Below are 16,186 nucleotides of genomic sequence, written 5' to 3'. Positions count from 1 at the left end.
GCCACGGCCCGGCCATCGCCGACCCGCGCGGCCACACCGAGGCGCTGCTCGCGCACCGGCTGGCGCGCGAGGCGGGCGTGCGCGAGGCGGTCGGGCGCGGCGCGGGCACGCCGGCCGAGATCGTGCCGATGCTCTACCCGGGCCTTGCCGAGGCGCTGCGGCGCGCAGCAGAGCGGTCGGTGCTTGCGCATCTCCTCAAGCTCGAGGGCGAGGGCAGCGTGCGGCGCGTTCAGGCGCCCGGCGGCGGCGAGATCTTCCGCGCCGTGAACTGACCCGGCGGGTCGCGCCGCAGCCAGCCCGCCCGGTGCCGCCAGGTGCCGGCCACGTGGCAGGCGCGCCCGGACGCATCGTGCCGGAGCCAGATCGACAGCTCCTCGATCACCACCCGGGTCGGCTGCGAGAGGTCGAGCGTCGCTGCTTCCTCGAGGGCGATCCAGCGGAGGAACTCGAGCTCGCCCGAGCCGCCGAGCGTGCCGGCGAAATCCTCCGCCCGGCCGACGAGGAACCGCGCGTCGAAGCGGATCGGCAGATGCGCGGGCGTGACGAGGCGGCAGAGATAGGCGAGCGGCGGCGGCATCGCGGCGGCCGTGAGGCCCGTCTCCTCCTCCGTCTCGCGCAGGGCGGCGGCGGCGAAGGCGCCGAGCGGGTCGTCACCCGCGGTGGCACGATCGGCCCTGTCCACCCGCCCGCCGGGAAAGACGAGCGCGCGCGGCATGAAGCGGTGCCGCGCCGAGCGCTGGCCCATCAGCACCGAGGGCCCCTCGCTGCCTTCGCGGACGAGCACGAGGCTCGCCGCCGCGGCCGGGCGGGTGGGGCGCAGGCGCGCGGCTTGGGGTCTGGGGTCGGCGCCGTCGGACATGGGGGAAGGGTGGGGCGCATCCGAGGCGGCGGCAACCCCGGCCGCTCTTGATCGAGCGCAAGGATCGGGGGCCCCGCTGGGCGTAGAGAGGCAGGCATGCGCCGCCTGTGGAAACCGGCCCTCCTCGTCCTCGCGCTCGCGGCCATCGCGGGTGGGCTTGCCTGGCAGAGGCTTCGCCCGCTCCCCGTTCCGGTTGCCGCCGTGGCGCGCGACGTGCCGATCCGCGTGTTCGGCCTCGGCACGATCGAGGCGCAGGTTCTCTCCCGCATCGGCTTCGACGTCGCGGGCACGCTGCGTGCGGTGCATGCCGACCATGGCGACAGCGTCGAGGAAGGCCAGGTTCTCGCCGAGCTCGCCGATGCGACCCAGGCCGCCCGCGTCGCACGGGCCGAGGCGGCGGTGCATATGGCGGACGCGGTGGCGCAGCGGGCCGAGGCCGCGCGCGAACGCGCCGAGGCGCTGCTGACCCAGAAACAGGCGAACTCCCGCCGTCGCCGGGAACTGGCCGCGCGCGGCTCGGGAAGCATCGAGGCCGCCGAGCAGGCGGAGACCGAGGTCGCGACCGCGATGGCCGATCTCGCGGTGAACCGCGCGGACGCGGCCGTGGCGCGCGCCTCCCGTGCCGATGCCGCGGCGAACCTGCTCGCCGAGCGTACGACGCTTGAGAAGCACCGCCTCGCCGCGCCCTTCGCCGCCCTCGTGATCCAGCGCCACCGCGAGCCCGGCGCGCCGCTGAACCCGGGCGAGGCCGTGTTCACCCTCGTCGCGCCCGGAACGGTCTGGGCACTCGCCCATATCGACGAGGGACGGGCGGGCGGCCTTCGCCTCGGCCAGCCTGCCACCGTGCGGATGCGGAGCCGCCCCGGAGAGCCGATCGCGGCGGAGGTGGTGCGCATCGGCCTCGAGAGCGACCGGGTGACGGAGGAGCGCCGGGTGTATCTCCGCTGCGGGACGTGCCCGGCCGAGGTCTATCTCGGCGAGCAGATCGAGGCGGAGATCGAGACCGGGCGGCTTGCGTCCGCCCTGCTCATCCCGGAGGCCGCCATGGCGGGGTTCGACGGTGCCGGCGGGCAGGTCTGGGTGATCGAGGACGGGCGTCTGGCGCGGCGGGCGGTGCGGGTGATCGCACGCACCCTCGACGCCCGGTTCGCGCTCGCGCCGGATGCCGCTGGCGGGCTGCCGGTGGCGACGGAGATCGTCACCGGCTTCGCCGTCGGGCGCCGTGCCGTGGCGAGGCCCCCGTGAACCTCGCGCTCCGCGACATACGCCACAGGCTCGGCCGGTTCCTGATCACCTGCCTCGGCGTCGGCCTTCTGCTGGGTGTCGCGCTTGCGATGGTGGGCATCTACCAGGGCGTGGTGGCCGAGGCGCTCGCGCTGACGCGCAGCCTCGCGGCGGAACTCTGGGTGGTCGAGGCAGGCACGCGCGGGCCCTTCGCGGAAGCGAGCCGCGTGCCGGGGGACGTGCGCGAGATCGTCGCCCGCGTTCCCGGGGTCGCGGCAGCCGGCTCGATCACGCTGCGCACCGCCGAGATGGCCGCCCCGGGGCGCATCATCCGCGCCCAGGTGATGGGCTACGAGCCAGGCCGCCCTGGCGGGCCCTCGAGCATCTCCTCCGGGCGCGGTCTCGGCGGATCACGCCTCGAGATGGTGGCCGACCGTCGCGCAGGCCTTGCGCTCGGCGACACCGTGACGCTCGGGGGCGACCGCTACCGCATCGTCGGGCTGACGCGCGACCTCGTGGCCTCGGGCGGCGACCCGCTCGTGTTCATCCATCTCCGCGACAGCCAGGACCTCCAGTTCAAGCTCGCCCCTCCCGCGGCGCGGCGTGCCGCTGCGGCGGGTGCCGGCGGCAGCGGCACGGACACGGTCAACGCCGTGATCGCACGCCTCCACCCCGGCGCCGAGGCCGATGCCGTCGCCGACACGATCCGCCGCTGGAAGCACCTCGCGGCCCTGACCGATGCCGAGCAGGCCGAGCTTCTCACGCGCTCGGTGGTCAACCGCGCGCGGGCGCAGCTCGGCCTCTTCACGGTGGTGCTTCTCTTCGTCACCGCCGTGATCATCGCGCTGATCATCTACACGATGACGATGGACAAGCTGCGCGAGATCGCGACCCTGAAGCTGATCGGCGCGCCGGACAGGACGATCGCCGGGCTCGTGCTTCAGCAGGCGCTGCTGCTCGGCCTCGCCGGGTTCGCGATGGGCGCGGCCCTGCTCTTCGCGGTGCGTGACAAGTTCCCCCGCACCGTCGCGCTCGGCCCCGCCGAGGTCGCGGCGATGCTCGGCATCGTGGTGGCCATCTGCATCCTCGGCAGCATCGTCTCGATTCGCGCCGCGCTGCGGATCGATGCGCAGGCGGCGCTCGGTGGCTGAGGCGCCGCTCGTGCGCCTCGATAGCGTGGCCAAGCAGTTCGGCACGGGCGAGGCGGCGGTGCGCGCGCTCGACGGTGTCAGCCTTGCCGTCGCGGGGGGAGAGGTCGTCGGCATCCGCGGGCCGTCGGGCAGCGGCAAGTCGACGCTTCTCAACGTCGTTGCCTGCATCATAGCGCCCGATGCGGGCCTGCTCGCGCTCGGCGACAGCGTCGTGTGGCAGGGCGGCCGCTACCAGGTGGCCGACCTGCGCTCGCTGCGGCGGAACCGGATCGGCTTCATCTTCCAGTTCCACAACCTCCTGCCCTTCCTCGACGCGACCGACAATGTCGCGCTCGCCATGACGCTTGCCGGTGCCGAACTCGATGCCGCGCGGGTGCGGGCGCGCGGCCTGCTCCACTTCCTCGGCGTCGGCCGGCGGGCCGCGGCGATGCCGGCACGGCTCTCCGGCGGTGAGGCACAGCGCGTCGCGATCGCCCGGGCGCTAGCCAACGACCCGCCGATCATCCTCGCCGACGAGCCGACCGCCGCGCTCGACAGCGAGCGGGCGAGGACGGTGATGGACCTGCTCCGCCGCGTCGCGCGGGAGCGCGGGGCGGCCGTGCTCGTCGTCACCCATGACGAGAAGATCTTCGACCGGTTCGACCGGATGGTCGCCCTCCGCGACGGCCGGATCGACGAGGCGGCATGAGGGCCGCGCGTTCCCCCGTGGGCAGCCCGGCAGATCCTGCCCGTTCCGCGCGGGGGCCGGATGATGGTAGAGCAATGCGACCCACGAGGGAGTTGAACATGGGCTGGTCGTTTCCGAGGCGGTCCTTCCTGGCCGGTGCGGCGGCCTCCGCGGCGCTGCCCGCGCGCCTGAGCGCAGCCACGGCCCCCCAGGCCATCTCGCCCCGGCCCGGGCTCGTCTACGTCCTGAACAGCCGCGACGCGACGGTGAGCGTGCTCGACGCGATGACAGGCGTGGAAAAGATCCGCGTGCCGACGCTGCGCGAGCCGCACCACCTCGTCTACACGCCCGACCGCAGCGAGATCGTGCTCGGCGACAGCGCCGGGAACGAGTTCCAGTTCCTCGATCCGGCCACGGCGGCGGTGACGCGGCGGCTGCGCATTTCCAACCCCTACCACCTGCTCTTCAGCCCCGACCGGACGATGCTGACCGTCGCGAGCCTCCGCCGCGACCAGATCGACATCTACGATGCGGCAACGCTCGAGCTCCGCCATCGCCTCGCCGCACCTGACATGCCGAGCCACATCGCGTGGAGCCCGGACAACCGCGTCACCTACGTCACACTCCAGGGCAACAACCGCATCGCCGCCGTCGAGGCCGCGACCGGCAGGCTTCTCTGGACCGCGCCGACGGGCAAGACGCCCGCGGGCATCATCCACGATGCCCGGCACGGCCTGCTCGTCGCCAACATGGGCGAGGACAACGTCACCGTTCACGCGCCGGAGGATGGGCGAACCCTGGCCAAGGTGCGCACCGCCGCCGGCGCGCATAACGTCTTCCCCTCGCCCGACGGGCTCACGCTGTACGTCACGAACCGCGTGGCGAGCACGATCACCGCGCTCGATGCCGGAACGCTCGCCGCCGTGCGGACGATGCGCGCGCCAGGCGCGCCAGACTGCCTCGACTTCTCGGCCGATGGCGGGCAGCTCTGGTTCACCCAGCGCGTGGCGAACAGGGTGGGCGTCATCGACATCGAGACCGGCGTGGTGATCGCCAACCTGCCTGTCGGCCGAAGCCCGCACGGCATCCTGTTCCATGCTCTTCCGGCGTAGCCTTCTCGCCGGTGCGCTCGCCGCCCTGGCGGTTCCGGCATCCGCCCAATGCGGCAAGACGGTGTACCTGACCATCGACACGGGCTGGATGGACAGGGCAGAGCAGATCGCCGCGATCATGGCCAGGCACGGCGTGAAGGCGACGCTGTTCCTCGCCGACGAGCGCACCCATCGCGGCGACACCTCGCTCTCCGAGCCTTGGGCGCCGTTCTGGCTTGCGCGGGTCGCCGAGGGCCACGCCTTCGGCAGCCACACGATGCGGCACTGGTACTTCCGCGGCGACCAGGGCGAGCGCGTACGGTTCGTTCCCCATCCTTCATCAGCTGGGGGCGCGCGCGAGGGCACGCTGCTCGACCGCGAGGCGATGTGCGCCGAGCTGCGCGCGCCGGAGGAGCGGCTTCGCGCGATGACAGGCCGCGGTTTCGACCCGATCTGGCGCGCCCCTGGCGGGCGCACGACGCCGAACGCGATCGCCTTCGCCGCCGCCTGCGGCTTCGCCCATGTGGGATGGACCGAGCACGGCTTCCTCGGCGACGAGCTGCCGTCAGACCGGTACCCCAACGACGCGCTTCTGCGCCGCTCCCTCGCCTCGATCCGCGACGGCGAGGTGCTGGTGATGCACTGGGGCATCCGCTCGCGCGCGCAGAAATACGCCGACGTGTTCGAGGACCTCGTCGTGGGGCTGAAGGCGCGCGGCTTCTGCTTCGCCACCCTCACCGCCCCGCCGCCCCGCCTAGTTGCGGAGGCGCGACGATGATCGGCTGGATCGGCGAGGCCTGGCTCGACCTCAAGGTCTGGATCTTCCAGACGCTGCTTCTGCCCGGGCTCTATTCAGCGGGGTGGATGCGGTGGGAGGAGGACGCGTTCGAGTGGCTCGATTTCGCGCTCTTCGGCGCGGCCACCGTGCTCGTCTCCTGGATCGTGTGCGGCCCGCTCGAGGCCGCCTTGCCGGTGGAGCGGCGCGCGCCAGGCGAAAGGAGCACCGTCGGCACCGACGTCACCTATACGCTGCTGAACCGGCTCGGCCTCGTTCCGCTCTTCGCCTTCGTCGCGCTGCAGCCGCTCGAGGTTGCCTGGGAGGCGCTGCTCGCCAATGCCGGCGTGATCCCGCTGACGCTCGAGACGATGCTCCCCGCGCTGCGCGACTGGCCGCTGCTGACCTTCGCGCTCTACGTCGTCATCCTCGATTTCGCTGAGTACTGGCGGCACCGGTTCCAGCACCGCTTCGGCTGGTGGTGGGCGCTGCATTCGGTTCACCACGCGCAGCGGCAGATGACATTCTGGACCGATGACCGCAACCACCTGATCGACGATCTGATCGCCGGGTTCTGGTTCGCGGGCGTCGCGGTGCTGATCGGCGTTCCCCCCGGGCAGTTCCCGCTCCTGCTTCTTGTCATGCGCGTGATGGAAAGCCTCTCGCACGCCAATGTCCGGCTCGATTTCGGGCGGGTCGGCGGCAGGCTCGTCGTCAGCCCGCATTTCCACCGCGTGCACCACGCGCTCGACCATGACGAGGGCGTCGATGCGCGCGTGCATGGCTGCAATTTCGCGGTGCTCCTGCCGATCTGGGACATGTTGTTCGGCACGGCCCGCTACGGCGGCGCGTATCCGCCGACGGGCGACCTGTCGGGAAGCGAGAGCCTCGCCACCGGCTCGTGGTGGGGAACGCAGGTCGAAGGCGCGAAGCGCTTCCTCCGCGCGCTCGCCGGCCGGGCGTGACGCTTCGGCCAGGGCCGAACCGCACGCGGCGCCGGTCGGGCATGCTCGGCGCATGAGGCGGCGATGTTCGCGGTGATCTTCGAGGTGCGCCCGCGCCCGGACCGGTGGGAGCGGTATCTCGCCATCGCGCGGATGCTCCGGCCAGAGCTCGAACGCATCGAGGGCTTCGTCGAGAACACGCGCTATCGGAGCGACACGCGAGAGGGGTTGCTCCTGTCGCTCTCGCTCTGGCGCGACGAGAAGGCGCTGATCCGCTGGCGCACCCATGCGGGGCATTTCGCCGCGCAGGGAGAGGGGCGGGCGGAGGTGCTCGACGACTACAGGCTCCGCGTCGGCGAGGTGGCAGCGATCCGCGGGGAGGGTGCCGCGCCGCTCCCCGCCGCCTCACGGCTCGACGTGACGGAGACGGGCGAGGCGACCGCGCTCGCGCTCGTCGCCGGCGGCGCCACGATGCCCGGCGCGCTCGTAAAGGACCGCTTCACCGCGATCCTCGAGCCGCACGAGATGCTCTCGATGGGTGGCTACGCGACGCTCGACGGCGCCGTCGACGCGATCGGGGAGGGAACCGCGCGGCGGCTCGCCATCCGCATCATCCGCGACTACGGCATGCTCGACCGGCGCGAGGCGCCGCAGTTCCACCCGCCCGTGCGGAGAAGCCCCTAGCCGCCGCGGCCCTGCGCCATCTTCTCGGCGACGACGCGGGGGTCGTCGGGCAGAAGTGCTGCGGCGCGGTCGAGCGCGCCGCGCGCCTCCATGCCGCGGCCGAGGATTCGATAGGCCTGGGCCAGGCGAAGCCAGCCCTCCGCGTCGTTCGGCTCGCGCTGGAGACGTTCCGCGAGGCGATCGACCATGCCGGCGATCATCCTCTGGCGCTCCTCGGGCGGCATGTCGGCCGCTGCCGCCATCTGCTCGGGCGAGGGCCCGGGGGCAGCGCCGGCGCGAAGCCGGGTCTCTGCCTCCGCGATGCGTTCCGTCACGAGGGCGCGGACGGGGCTGTCCGGTGGCGTCGCGGCAAGGATGCTCTGGAACCCTTCGAGCGCAGCGGCCGGGTCGCCGCGCTCGAGCGCGCCAAGCGAGAGGTAGTAGCGCGCCCGCAGGTCGCCCGGATCGGCTGCGGCCGCGCGGCGGAGAAGCGCCATCGCCTCGTCCGTCACGCGGCCTTCGGCGGCGATCGAGAGCGTCTCGGCGAGGTCAGCCGCCAGCTGCGGCTCGAATCGGACGGCGAGCGCACGGCGATAGGCACCGATGGCGGCGGCGAGATTGCCGCGCCGACGTTCCACGCCGGCGAGCAGAACCCAGCCCTGCCGCGCCTCGTCGCTGCCTTCGGGGAAGGTGTTGATGCGCTCGCGCACGCGCGCGATCAGTGCCTCGGCCTCGGCGTCCTCCGCGTCGCGCTGGGCCTTCACCTCGGCGAAGGGGAAGGCGGGCATGTCGGGTGTGCCGCGCGGCAGGTAGAGAAGCAGCGCCAGCGTGGGCAGGGCGACGGCGGTGCCGAGCAGGAGCCAGCGCCCCGCCTGCGGCGCGGGGGCCGCGGCCGTCGCGGCTTCGCCTGCGGCGGCGAGAAGGCGGCGCTGAACCTCCAGCACGGCGTCCCGATGCTCGGCGTCGCTCAGCCGTCCGGCCTCGCGCTCGCGCTCGAGCTCGGCGAGCTGGGCGCGGTAGAGCGCGGCGTCGTGCGCTGCGCGTGGCGCATAGGCGCGCACGCCGCGCAGGCTCGGCCAGAGGATGGCGAGCACGGCGAAAAGCGTGGCGGCACCGAAGGCGATCCAGGTCACGGTCATTGCGGCTGCTTCATTCCGCCGAGAGCCGCGCGAGGCGCGCGCGCTCCTCCTCCGTCAGCGGCGGGGGCGGGGCTATGGCGCGGCGGCGCCGGTAGAAGGCAAGGACAGCGAGCGCGCCGAAGGCCAGCACGATGGCAGGCGAGGCCCACAGTGCGACGGTCACGGCATTCAGCGGCGGGGTCAGGCGCACGTAGTCGCCGTAGCGGTCGGTCACGAAGGCGATCACCTGCTCGTTGCTGTCGCCCGCCGCGACGCGCTCGCGCACGATGCGCCGGAGGTCGCGCGCGAGGCCGGCATTGCTGTCGTCGATCGACTGGTTCTGGCAGACGAGGCAGCGAAGCTCCTTGCCGATTGCGCGGGCGCGCTCCTCCTGCGCTGGGTCGGGCAGCATCTCGCGCGGGTCGACGATCGCCTTGGCAGGTATCGCGAGCGCCGGCGCGGCGGCGAGCAGCAGGGCGAGAAGAAGCGCGCGCATCAGGAGAGGCTGCGCAGAAGCGGCCGCACCTGCTCTGCGTCGATCTCCGGCGTGATCGGCCCGGCCATGCGCCAGCGGATGATGCCTGTGCGGTCGACAATGTAGGTCTCGGGCACGCCGTAGACGCCGAAATCGACGGCGACGCGACCGGTGATGTCGATGCCGATGCGCGCGAACGGGTCGCCGTGCCTGCGGAGCCAGGCTGTCGCGCCCGGATCGGTCTGGGTGCCGGTGTGGTAGTTGATGCCGAACACGGGGATGCCTTCGGCGGCGTAGCGCATGAACTGCGGATGCTCGACGAGGCAGGGCACGCACCAGGACGCCCAGAAGTTCACGAGCACCGGTCGCGCGCGCGCGGTGGCGGCGATGTCGGCCGACGAAAGGCCCGGCTTGTCCCAGCCGGGAAGGGGGGCGAGCGCGAACTCGGGCACGGGCCGGCCGACCAGCGCGGAGGGAACGCCGCGCGGGTCGAAGCTGCCGCGCCGCATGCCCGAGAGCATCGCGTAAAACCCGCCCGCCGCTGCAAGCGTGGCAAGCGCGGGAAGCGCGAACATGACCTGTCGCCGTGTCATTGGCGGATCATTCCGCCGGCGCGGGAACGGCCGCCTCACGCCGCCGGCGCGCCGGCGCGCCGACGCGGAGCCGGCGGTCGGACAGCGAGACGAGCCCGCCCACCGCCATCAGCACGGTGCCGACCCAGATCCACGGCGCGAGCGGGTTCCAGTGCAGCCTGACGACGGTCTGACCCTCCTCGGAGGTCTCGCCGATCACGGCGTAGAGGTCGGCCACGCCCGAGGTGCGGATCGCCGCCTCGGTCGTCGACATGCGCTGCACCGGATAGAAGCGGCGCTGCGGCGAGAGCGTGGCGACCTCCCGGCCGTCGCGCAGGAGGGTGAGCGTGCCTGCGGTGCCGCGCCAGTTCGGGCCGCTGATGTCGCGGAGGCCATCGAAGCGCAGCGTGTGGGGTCCGACCGTCGTCGTCTCGCCCGGGCGCATCAGGGTGATGCGCTCCGGCGCGATGCCCTTGCCCGCGATGCCGGCGAGGCAGATGCCGACGGCGGCATGCGCGATGATGCCGCCGACGATGCCGCGTGGCAGGCCGCGTGCACGCGCGAGGCTCTCGGCGAACGGGATACGCCCGAGGCGGATGCGGTCGGCGAGGTCGGTCGCGGCGGCGAGAACGATCCAGAGGGCGAGCGCGAAGCCGAGCGCGGGCAGCAGGCGGCGGTCGACCGCGGCGATGTAGAGCACGGCGAAGACGAGAACGATGGCCGCGGCGAGCCTGAGCCGTGCGAGCGCTGCCCACAGGTCCGCCCGCTTCCAAGGCAGAAGCGGGCCGACCGCCATCGCGACCATGAGCGGCACGAACACCGGGAACACCGCTGCGTTGAAGAAAGGCGGGCCGACGGTGATCCTCGCCCCGAAGGCGAGGTCGGCGAAGAGCGGGTAGAGCGTGCCGACGAACACCACCGCGCAGGATGTCGCCAGCAGGAGGTTGTTCAGCACCAGCGAACCCTCGCGCGAGATGGGCGCGAAGATGCCCTTCGGCTCGAGCGACGGCGCGCGCCAGGCGAATAGCAGCAGCGAGCCGCCGACGGTGATGGCGAGCAGGATGAGGATGAACACGCCGCGCTCGGGGTCGTTGGCGAAGGCATGCACCGAGTTCAGCACGCCGCTTCGAACCAGGAACGTTCCGAGAAGCGAGAGAGAGAAGGTGAGGATGGCGAGAAGGATGGTCCACACCTTCAGCGCCTCGCGCTTCTCCACCACGATGGCGCTGTGCAGGAGCGCGGTGGCGAGAAGCCAGGGCATCAGCGAGGCGTTCTCGACCGGGTCCCAGAACCAGAATCCGCCCCAGCCGAGCTCGTAGTAGGCCCACCACGAACCGAGCCCGATTCCGAGGGTGAGTGCGCACCAGGCAGCGAGCGTCCAGGGCCGCACCCAGCGCCCCCAGGCGGCGTCGACGCGCCCCTCGATCAGGGCGGCGCAGGCGAATGCGAAGGCTACCGCGGTGCCGACATAGCCGAGGTAGAGGAAGGGTGGGTGGAAGGCGAGGCCGGGGTCCTGCAGGAGAGGGTTCAGGTCCTGCCCGTCCTCCGGCAGCGGCCAGACGCGGTTGAAGGGGTTGGAGGTCACCAGCGTGAACAGCAGGAAGCCTGTCGCCACCATGCCGAGCACGGCGAGCACGCGTGCCTTCAGCGTCGCCGGCAGGTTCTGCCCGAACACCGCCACCGCGCCCGAGGAGAGCGCGAGGATGAGGAGCCAGAGCAGCATCGAGCCCTCATGGTTCCCCCAGGTGCCGGTGATCTTGTAGAGCATCGGCTTCAGCGAGTGGGAGTTCTGCGCGACGTTCTCGACAGAGAAGTCCGACACCGCGAAGGACCACATCAGGCAGCCGAAGGAGAGCGAGACGAACAGCGCGTGCGCGACCGCGGTGGTCGGGCCCGTCGCCATCAGCAGCGCACCGCGCGTCTCGCCGCGCGCCGCACCCACCAGCGGCAGGATCGACTGCGCTGCCGCCAGCAGCAGCGCGAGGACGAGGGCGAAGTGGCCGAGCTCGGGGATCATGTCGCCGGGTCCCCGCTCAGTTCGTCGCCCGGCGCGTGTCCGCGCCGGCGGAGGCAGGCTGGAGCGTGTTCCATTCGCGCGCCGGCGGCGGCGGCTCGCCCGGCTGCCAGTGCCCGGCGCGCTTCAGCGCATCGGCCACCTCGGGCGGCATGTAGGTCTCGTCATGGCGGGCGAGCACGGTGCTGGCACGGAACGAACCGTCCGGGGCGAGCGCGCCTTCCGCCACCACGCCCTGCCCCTCGCGGAACAGGTCGGGCAGGATGCCGCGATAGGTCACGCGGAGCGAGGCGGCGCCGTCGGTCACGCGGAAGGCGGTCTGCATCCGGTCGCCGTCCGTTGCGCGGGAGACCGAGCCGGCCTCGACCAGCCCGCCGATGCGGATGTTGCGCCCGGGCGGGACCTGCTTCTCGGCGAGGTCGGACGGTGAGTGGAAGAACACGATGCTGTCCTCGAAGGCGGTCAGCGTCAGCGCCGCAGCGGTGCCGAGGCCAAGCCCGCAGAGCAGCACGATCCACATCCGCCGGCGCTTGCGCGTCATCGTTCTCCACCCCGCCGCCTGCGCGGATTGTCCGCCTCGAGCCGCGCCACCGCGTCGCGCGCCGCCGCATAGCCGCGCCACGACAGGATCGCGAGCGCGAGGATCAGCCCGACGCCGATGGCGTAGGACGGCCAGACGAAGGCCGCGTGCCCGCCCATCGCCCAGAAGGATGCATCCATCACACGGCCACAGCGGACGGCGTCGCGGCCGGCTCGGCAGCGCGGGCGGCCATCAGCGCGCGTGCGCGCCGCTCGAGGATGCCCGTGCGCGTCCTCAGCAGGGCGAGGGCCGCGAACACGAAGAGGAAGCCGAGGCCGGTGACGAGCAGCGGCTGGAGGATGTCCACATGGATGCCAGGTGCGCCGAGTCGCGTCACCGAGGCGGGCTGGTGAAGCGTGTTCCACCAGTCGACGCTGAACTTGATGATCGGCAGGTTCACCGCGCCGATCAGCGCGAGGATCGCCGCAGGGCGGGCGGCGCGCTCGGGGTCGTCGAACGCGTTCGAGAGCGCGATGTGGCCGACATAGAGGAAGAACAGCACGAGCACCGAGGTCAGCCGCGCGTCCCACACCCACCAGGTGCCCCACATCGGCTTGCCCCAGAGGCTACCGGTGATCAGGCAGATGGCGGTGAACACGGCGCCCACGGGGGCGATCTCGCGGGCCGCGATGTCGGCGAGCGGGTGGCGCCAGACGAGCCCGATGAAGGACGCGACGGCGAGGCCGACATAGCCGCCCATCGCCATCCACGCGGCCGGCACGTGGATGAACATGATCCGCACCGTGTCGCCCTGCTGCCAGTCCCTCGGCGCGAACACGAGGCCCCAGGCGAGGCCGGTGACGGAGAGCGCGAGGCCTGCGGCCGCGAGCCACGGCAGGAGCGCGCCGGAAAGCCGCATGAAGCGGCCCGGGTTGGCGAAGCGGTGCAGGGCATTCCCCAGGGTTGGCGCCTTGGGAGCCGGTGGTGTGGCGGGCGGTCCGTCCATCGTCTGCGCCCATCATATGGGCGGGCGGCCGGGGTTTGAAGGGAATCCGGGCGCGTGGCACAAGCGCGCGGCACACACGACGAAGCGAGGAGACGGGGAATGCATTTCACCATCCAATGCGTGGACAAGCCCGACAGCGTGGAGCTGCGCATGGCGACGCGGCCGACGCATCTCGAGTACCTGAAGTCGAACCAGGAGAAGTTCGTCGTGGTCGGGCCGGTGCTGGACGGCGAGGGCAAGCCCCGCGGCAGCCTCTACGTGATCGACATGCCCGACCGCGCGTCGGCCGAGGCCTTCATCATGGCCGACCCCTATGCCAAGGCCGGGCTGTTCGAGAGCGTGGTGATCCGCCCGATGCGAATCGTCTTCAAGGACGGCCAGCAGGTTGCCGGCTGAGCGCGCCATGGCTTACTGGCTGGTGAAGTCCGAACCTGACGCCTTTTCCTGGGACCAGCAGGTGGCCGACGGCACCACCCCCTGGACGGGGGTGCGCAACCATTCGGCCAAGCTGAACCTCCAGGCGATGAGGAAGGGCGACCGCGCGTTCTTCTACCACTCGAACGAGGGCAAGGAGATCGTCGGCATCGTCGAGGTCGTGCGCGAGGCCTACCCCGACCCGACGGCCGACGAGGGCAGCCCCTGGGTGTGCGTGGACATGAAGGCGGTCGGGCCGGTGCCGAAGCCGGTGACGCTCGCGGCCATCAAGGCCGAGAAGGCGCTCGCCGACATCGCTCTGGTGCGGCAGAGCCGGCTCTCGGTGCAGCCCGTCACGCCCGAGCAGTGGAAGACCATCTGCGCCATGGGCGGGGTGAAGAAGGGCTGAGCTGAGCCCTTTCCACCCGCGTCCTGACGTCTCAGACGCTGCCGAACCCGCCATCGACCGGGAGATCGACCGCGGTGACGTAGCTCGCCGCGTCCGAGGCGAGGAACACCACCGCGTCGGCGATCTCCTCCGGCCGTCCGCCGCGGCGGAGTGGCGTCATCTGCTCGACCGCCCCCTCGAAGCCTGCCAGGGCGTCTGCCGGCATGCCCATCTTGTCCTGGAAGGCGGTGCGGACATAGCCGGGCGAGATGCTGTTCACGCGGATGCCGTCGGGTGCGAACTCTGCGGCGAAGCTTCGCGCGAGGCTGCGCACGGCGGCCTTCGACGCCGAGTAGAGCGCCGCGCCCGGAAGCCCCTTCGCATGCACGGTCGAGGCCGTGAGGATCACGCTCGCGCCGCGGCCGAGCAGCGGCTTCAGCGCCTTCACCGTGAAGAAGACGCCCTTGAAGTTGATGCCGACCTGTCGGTCGAACTCCTCCTCGGTGACCGTGTCGATCGGGCCGAACGTGCCGGTCCCCGCATTGGCGACGACGATGTCGAGCCCGCCGAAGACCTCCTTCGCGCGGGATGCGAGCGCGGCGAGGTCGGCCGCCGAGCGCACGTCCGCACCGAGGGCGATCGCGCCATGGCCGATCTCTGCGGCGGCCGCATCCGCCCGGGCCTGGGTCGTGGCGGTCAGGAGGACACGGGCGCCCTCTGCGGCGAGCGCCTTGGCCGAGGCGAGGCCCAGGCCCGAGGACCCGCCGGTGATGACGGCGCGCTTGCCGGCAAGGCGCTGGGAAGGGGTGGTCATGGGATATGTCCTGTCGATGGATGGTTGAACCGTTGCGGTCGCGGCATGACGATGGAGATGTTTGATTGATCGTTCAAGATTGAACATGCATTCAAACACCAATTCGGCTCATCACGGAAGCGGATGGAACGCGCCATGGCCGGCGCACGGCAGTTCGACACCGAGGCGGCCGAGGCAGGCATCACCCGGGCCTTCTGGCGGCACGGCTATTCGGAGACCTCGATTGAGCGGATCGAGGCAGAGACCGGGCTGAAGCGCGGCAGCCTCTACAACGCGTTCGGCGGCAAGGAGGCGATGTTCGCCATCGCGCTCAGGCGCTATGCCGGCATGGCAGCAGGCCATGTGTTCGCCGCGCTCGAGGCCGAGACGCCTGAGCAGGGGGTGGCCACCCTCTTCGCCGGCCAGATCGCGGCCCTTGACGACCCCGCACTGCCGCACGGCTGCCTGGTGACCGACGCGCTGTCGGCCTGCGAGGCGCTGCCGGCCGATGCCGCCAACGCCGTCGCCGCGGTCGCAGCGAGACAGCACGCGATGCTCGCCACGGCGCTCCGGCGCTGGCAGGCGGCCGGGCTGCTCGACCCCGCGGCCGACATGGAGGGGCTCGCGCGGCTGCTGGCCGCGACGATGTACGGCATCGCCGCGCAGTTCCGGTCGGCCGGAGACAGGAAGGCGGCGGAGGCGGCCGCCGCGGCAGCGGTGCGTGCGCTCGACGCGTTCCAGAGGCGTTGACGCGCCGCCCGCGCCGTGGGAACCGCGCGGGCATGGATGATGAGATACCCTGGCGCGCCCTATGCCGGCTCGAGGACATCCCTGATGGCGGGGCGAAGGAGTTCGCTCCCTCGCCAGGCTCCTATTCCGGGCTCTTCGCCGTCCGCCGCGGGGCGGAGGTGGTCGTCTACGAGAATTCCTGCCCGCATGTCGGCGTGCCGCTGAACTGGGCGCCCGACCGGTTCCTCGACGGCCGCTGCGAGCACATCGTCTGCGGTACGCATGGCGCGCTGTTCCGCATCGAGGACGGGATGTGCATCAAGGGTCCCTGCACCGGAGAGGCGCTCGAGCCTATCCCGTTCCGCATCGAGGACGGGGTTGTCTTCGTCGATCCCGAGGCGCCATGAGCTCGATCGCCGTGATCCCCCCTGGGTTCACGGCCGTGATGGTCGCGGCCGCGACGGCGCTTGTGCTGCTCGCCGTACTCGCGGTGCAGCGCCTGCGCGGGCGACCGCTGCGCGGGCCGCTCGCGGCGCTCCTTGCCACGCTGCTTCTGCTCGGCTGCATCCTGGCCGGCGACCAGTGGCGGTTCCGCGTCGAAGGGCTGCGCGCGGCACTGGTTCTGGCCGATGCCTGGGCGGCGGTCTGGCCGCCGCTCGCCGCGGCGATCTGGTGGCTTGGGCGGAGACGGTAAGCGCGGGGCGGCATCCCATCCCTTGCCGTGGGGGCTTGGGCGGGGCCATCGTTTGACCTAAAGCAACGCGCGCGACGCCCCGGCCGTGC

Annotated in this window: 21 protein-coding genes and 1 pseudogene; 13 read left to right on the top strand and 9 right to left on the bottom strand. The window is 72.0% G+C overall.

The genetic code is table 11. The annotated features are described in order from the left end of the window. Positions 1 to 272 (top strand): annotated as a pseudogene (locus FIF60_RS21660) (MBL fold metallo-hydrolase); the annotation flags it as partial. On the opposite strand, the gene FIF60_RS15090 reads toward FIF60_RS21660, so the two are convergent. Beyond that, positions 230 to 859 carry an NUDIX hydrolase gene (locus FIF60_RS15090; protein WP_144186925.1) on the bottom strand — a complete coding sequence of 210 codons (630 nt, stop codon included), beginning with the start codon at positions 857 to 859 and terminating at the stop codon, positions 230 to 232. The pseudogene FIF60_RS21660 and the gene FIF60_RS15090 sit on opposite strands and share 43 nt — an antisense overlap. Positions 860 to 955: 96 nt before the next feature. Between FIF60_RS15090 and FIF60_RS15085 the strand changes: the two genes are divergently transcribed. The 7 genes from FIF60_RS15085 (at position 956) to FIF60_RS15055 (ending at position 7,395) form a co-directional block, all read left to right on the top strand. Further along, positions 956 to 2,104: an efflux RND transporter periplasmic adaptor subunit gene (locus FIF60_RS15085; protein ID WP_144186924.1), complete on the top strand. Its 1,149-nt coding sequence runs from the start codon at positions 956 to 958 to the stop codon at positions 2,102 to 2,104. Next, complete coding sequence (locus FIF60_RS15080) at positions 2,101 to 3,234, top strand: ABC transporter permease (RefSeq protein ID WP_144186923.1); 1,134 nt, start codon at positions 2,101 to 2,103, stop codon at positions 3,232 to 3,234. Before FIF60_RS15085 ends, FIF60_RS15080 begins: the two co-directional genes overlap by 4 nt. Beyond that, positions 3,227 to 3,922 (top strand): ABC transporter ATP-binding protein, encoded by a 696-nt coding sequence (locus FIF60_RS15075; protein WP_239451649.1) that lies wholly within the window; start codon positions 3,227 to 3,229, stop codon positions 3,920 to 3,922. Before FIF60_RS15080 ends, FIF60_RS15075 begins: the two co-directional genes overlap by 8 nt. A gap of 98 nt (positions 3,923 to 4,020) precedes the next feature. Next, positions 4,021 to 5,013: a YncE family protein gene (locus tag FIF60_RS15070; RefSeq protein ID WP_144186921.1), complete on the top strand. Its 993-nt coding sequence runs from the start codon at positions 4,021 to 4,023 to the stop codon at positions 5,011 to 5,013. Continuing rightward, complete coding sequence (locus FIF60_RS15065) at positions 4,997 to 5,770, top strand: polysaccharide deacetylase family protein (protein WP_144186920.1); 774 nt, start codon at positions 4,997 to 4,999, stop codon at positions 5,768 to 5,770. Before FIF60_RS15070 ends, FIF60_RS15065 begins: the two co-directional genes overlap by 17 nt. Next, a complete protein-coding gene (locus FIF60_RS15060) occupies positions 5,767 to 6,732 on the top strand; it encodes a sterol desaturase family protein (protein WP_144186919.1) in 966 nt (321 codons plus the stop codon). Before FIF60_RS15065 ends, FIF60_RS15060 begins: the two co-directional genes overlap by 4 nt. Before the next feature lie 63 nt (positions 6,733 to 6,795). Continuing rightward, a complete protein-coding gene (locus FIF60_RS15055) occupies positions 6,796 to 7,395 on the top strand; it encodes an antibiotic biosynthesis monooxygenase family protein (RefSeq protein ID WP_144186918.1) in 600 nt (199 codons plus the stop codon). Here FIF60_RS15055 and ccmI read toward each other — a convergent pair. From ccmI to FIF60_RS15020, 7 genes are read right to left on the bottom strand one after another with little or no spacing between them, the layout of a single operon-like run. Further along, complete coding sequence (gene ccmI, locus FIF60_RS15050) at positions 7,392 to 8,513, bottom strand: c-type cytochrome biogenesis protein CcmI (RefSeq protein ID WP_144186917.1); 1,122 nt, start codon at positions 8,511 to 8,513, stop codon at positions 7,392 to 7,394. The genes FIF60_RS15055 and ccmI overlap by 4 nt on opposite strands. A 10-nt stretch (positions 8,514 to 8,523) precedes the next feature. Then, positions 8,524 to 8,988 carry a cytochrome c-type biogenesis protein gene (locus FIF60_RS15045; protein WP_144186916.1) on the bottom strand — a complete coding sequence of 155 codons (465 nt, stop codon included), beginning with the start codon at positions 8,986 to 8,988 and terminating at the stop codon, positions 8,524 to 8,526. Then, the gene (locus FIF60_RS15040; protein ID WP_144186915.1) at positions 8,988 to 9,560 is read right to left on the bottom strand and encodes a DsbE family thiol:disulfide interchange protein; all 573 of its coding nucleotides are present in this window, start codon (positions 9,558 to 9,560) and stop codon (positions 8,988 to 8,990) included. Before FIF60_RS15040 ends, FIF60_RS15045 begins: the two co-directional genes overlap by 1 nt. 7 nt (positions 9,561 to 9,567) lie before the next feature. Beyond that, positions 9,568 to 11,556: a heme lyase CcmF/NrfE family subunit gene (locus tag FIF60_RS15035; RefSeq protein ID WP_144186914.1), complete on the bottom strand. Its 1,989-nt coding sequence runs from the start codon at positions 11,554 to 11,556 to the stop codon at positions 9,568 to 9,570. A 16-nt stretch (positions 11,557 to 11,572) separates the two neighbouring features. Continuing rightward, the gene (ccmE, locus tag FIF60_RS15030) at positions 11,573 to 12,094 is read right to left on the bottom strand and encodes a cytochrome c maturation protein CcmE (RefSeq protein WP_144186913.1); all 522 of its coding nucleotides are present in this window, start codon (positions 12,092 to 12,094) and stop codon (positions 11,573 to 11,575) included. Beyond that, positions 12,091 to 12,273, bottom strand: a complete 183-nt coding sequence (gene ccmD / locus FIF60_RS15025) for a heme exporter protein CcmD (RefSeq protein ID WP_144186912.1) — start codon at positions 12,271 to 12,273, stop codon at positions 12,091 to 12,093. The genes ccmE and ccmD overlap by 4 nt, the downstream gene beginning before the upstream one ends. Beyond that, positions 12,273 to 13,079, bottom strand: coding sequence for a heme ABC transporter permease (locus FIF60_RS15020; protein ID WP_144186911.1), 807 nt, complete (start codon positions 13,077 to 13,079; stop codon positions 12,273 to 12,275). Before FIF60_RS15020 ends, ccmD begins: the two co-directional genes overlap by 1 nt. A gap of 99 nt (positions 13,080 to 13,178) precedes the next feature. On the opposite strand from FIF60_RS15020, the gene FIF60_RS15015 reads away from it, so the two are divergent. Then, a complete protein-coding gene (locus tag FIF60_RS15015; RefSeq protein WP_144186910.1) occupies positions 13,179 to 13,475 on the top strand; it encodes a YciI family protein in 297 nt (98 codons plus the stop codon). A gap of 7 nt (positions 13,476 to 13,482) precedes the next feature. Beyond that, positions 13,483 to 13,902, top strand: a complete 420-nt coding sequence (locus tag FIF60_RS15010; RefSeq protein ID WP_144186909.1) for an EVE domain-containing protein — start codon at positions 13,483 to 13,485, stop codon at positions 13,900 to 13,902. Between the two features lie 31 nt (positions 13,903 to 13,933). Here the strand turns inward: FIF60_RS15010 and FIF60_RS15005 are convergent, their stop codons facing one another. After that, entirely contained in the window at positions 13,934 to 14,695 is a 762-nt protein-coding gene (locus FIF60_RS15005; protein WP_144186908.1) for an SDR family NAD(P)-dependent oxidoreductase, read from the bottom strand. Positions 14,696 to 14,830: 135 nt separating this feature from the next. On the opposite strand from FIF60_RS15005, the gene FIF60_RS15000 reads away from it, so the two are divergent. Genes FIF60_RS15000 through FIF60_RS14990 form a run of 3 tightly spaced genes read left to right on the top strand, consistent with a single transcriptional unit; the run spans position 14,831 to position 16,097 of the window. After that, positions 14,831 to 15,424 carry a TetR/AcrR family transcriptional regulator gene (locus tag FIF60_RS15000; protein ID WP_158639241.1) on the top strand — a complete coding sequence of 198 codons (594 nt, stop codon included), beginning with the start codon at positions 14,831 to 14,833 and terminating at the stop codon, positions 15,422 to 15,424. Positions 15,425 to 15,456: 32 nt separating this feature from the next. Next, positions 15,457 to 15,810 carry a Rieske (2Fe-2S) protein gene (locus FIF60_RS14995; protein ID WP_144186906.1) on the top strand — a complete coding sequence of 118 codons (354 nt, stop codon included), beginning with the start codon at positions 15,457 to 15,459 and terminating at the stop codon, positions 15,808 to 15,810. Beyond that, entirely contained in the window at positions 15,807 to 16,097 is a 291-nt protein-coding gene (locus FIF60_RS14990) for a hypothetical protein (protein WP_144186905.1), read from the top strand. Before FIF60_RS14995 ends, FIF60_RS14990 begins: the two co-directional genes overlap by 4 nt. Positions 16,098 to 16,186: the final 89 nt, after the last annotated feature.

This window comes from Elioraea rosea (assembly GCF_007644105.1).
Taxonomy (GTDB): domain Bacteria; phylum Pseudomonadota; class Alphaproteobacteria; order Acetobacterales; family Acetobacteraceae; genus Elioraea_A; species Elioraea_A rosea.
The sequence above is the reverse complement of the archived record's forward strand: the minus strand, read 5'-3'. Positions and strand labels throughout refer to the sequence as shown.

Coding starts and splice junctions, on each gene's coding strand:
- FIF60_RS15035 (WP_144186914.1), bottom strand. CDS start 11,556: ATGATCCCCGAGCTCGGCCACTTCGCCCTCGTCCTCGCGCTGCTGCTG.
- FIF60_RS15020 (WP_144186911.1), bottom strand. CDS start 13,079: ATGGACGGACCGCCCGCCACACCACCGGCTCCCAAGGCGCCAACCCTG.
- ccmI (WP_144186917.1), bottom strand. CDS start 8,513: ATGACCGTGACCTGGATCGCCTTCGGTGCCGCCACGCTTTTCGCCGTG.
- FIF60_RS15085 (WP_144186924.1), top strand. CDS start 956: ATGCGCCGCCTGTGGAAACCGGCCCTCCTCGTCCTCGCGCTCGCGGCC.
- FIF60_RS15005 (WP_144186908.1), bottom strand. CDS start 14,695: ATGACCACCCCTTCCCAGCGCCTTGCCGGCAAGCGCGCCGTCATCACC.
- FIF60_RS15090 (WP_144186925.1), bottom strand. CDS start 859: ATGTCCGACGGCGCCGACCCCAGACCCCAAGCCGCGCGCCTGCGCCCC.
- FIF60_RS15070 (WP_144186921.1), top strand. CDS start 4,021: ATGGGCTGGTCGTTTCCGAGGCGGTCCTTCCTGGCCGGTGCGGCGGCC.
- FIF60_RS15045 (WP_144186916.1), bottom strand. CDS start 8,988: ATGCGCGCGCTTCTTCTCGCCCTGCTGCTCGCCGCCGCGCCGGCGCTC.
- FIF60_RS15055 (WP_144186918.1), top strand. CDS start 6,796: ATGTTCGCGGTGATCTTCGAGGTGCGCCCGCGCCCGGACCGGTGGGAG.
- FIF60_RS15000 (WP_158639241.1), top strand. CDS start 14,831: ATGGCCGGCGCACGGCAGTTCGACACCGAGGCGGCCGAGGCAGGCATC.
- FIF60_RS15010 (WP_144186909.1), top strand. CDS start 13,483: ATGGCTTACTGGCTGGTGAAGTCCGAACCTGACGCCTTTTCCTGGGAC.
- FIF60_RS15065 (WP_144186920.1), top strand. CDS start 4,997: ATGCTCTTCCGGCGTAGCCTTCTCGCCGGTGCGCTCGCCGCCCTGGCG.
- FIF60_RS14995 (WP_144186906.1), top strand. CDS start 15,457: ATGGATGATGAGATACCCTGGCGCGCCCTATGCCGGCTCGAGGACATC.
- ccmD (WP_144186912.1), bottom strand. CDS start 12,273: ATGGATGCATCCTTCTGGGCGATGGGCGGGCACGCGGCCTTCGTCTGG.
- ccmE (WP_144186913.1), bottom strand. CDS start 12,094: ATGACGCGCAAGCGCCGGCGGATGTGGATCGTGCTGCTCTGCGGGCTT.
- FIF60_RS15040 (WP_144186915.1), bottom strand. CDS start 9,560: ATGACACGGCGACAGGTCATGTTCGCGCTTCCCGCGCTTGCCACGCTT.
- FIF60_RS14990 (WP_144186905.1), top strand. CDS start 15,807: ATGAGCTCGATCGCCGTGATCCCCCCTGGGTTCACGGCCGTGATGGTC.
- FIF60_RS15060 (WP_144186919.1), top strand. CDS start 5,767: ATGATCGGCTGGATCGGCGAGGCCTGGCTCGACCTCAAGGTCTGGATC.
- FIF60_RS15015 (WP_144186910.1), top strand. CDS start 13,179: ATGCATTTCACCATCCAATGCGTGGACAAGCCCGACAGCGTGGAGCTG.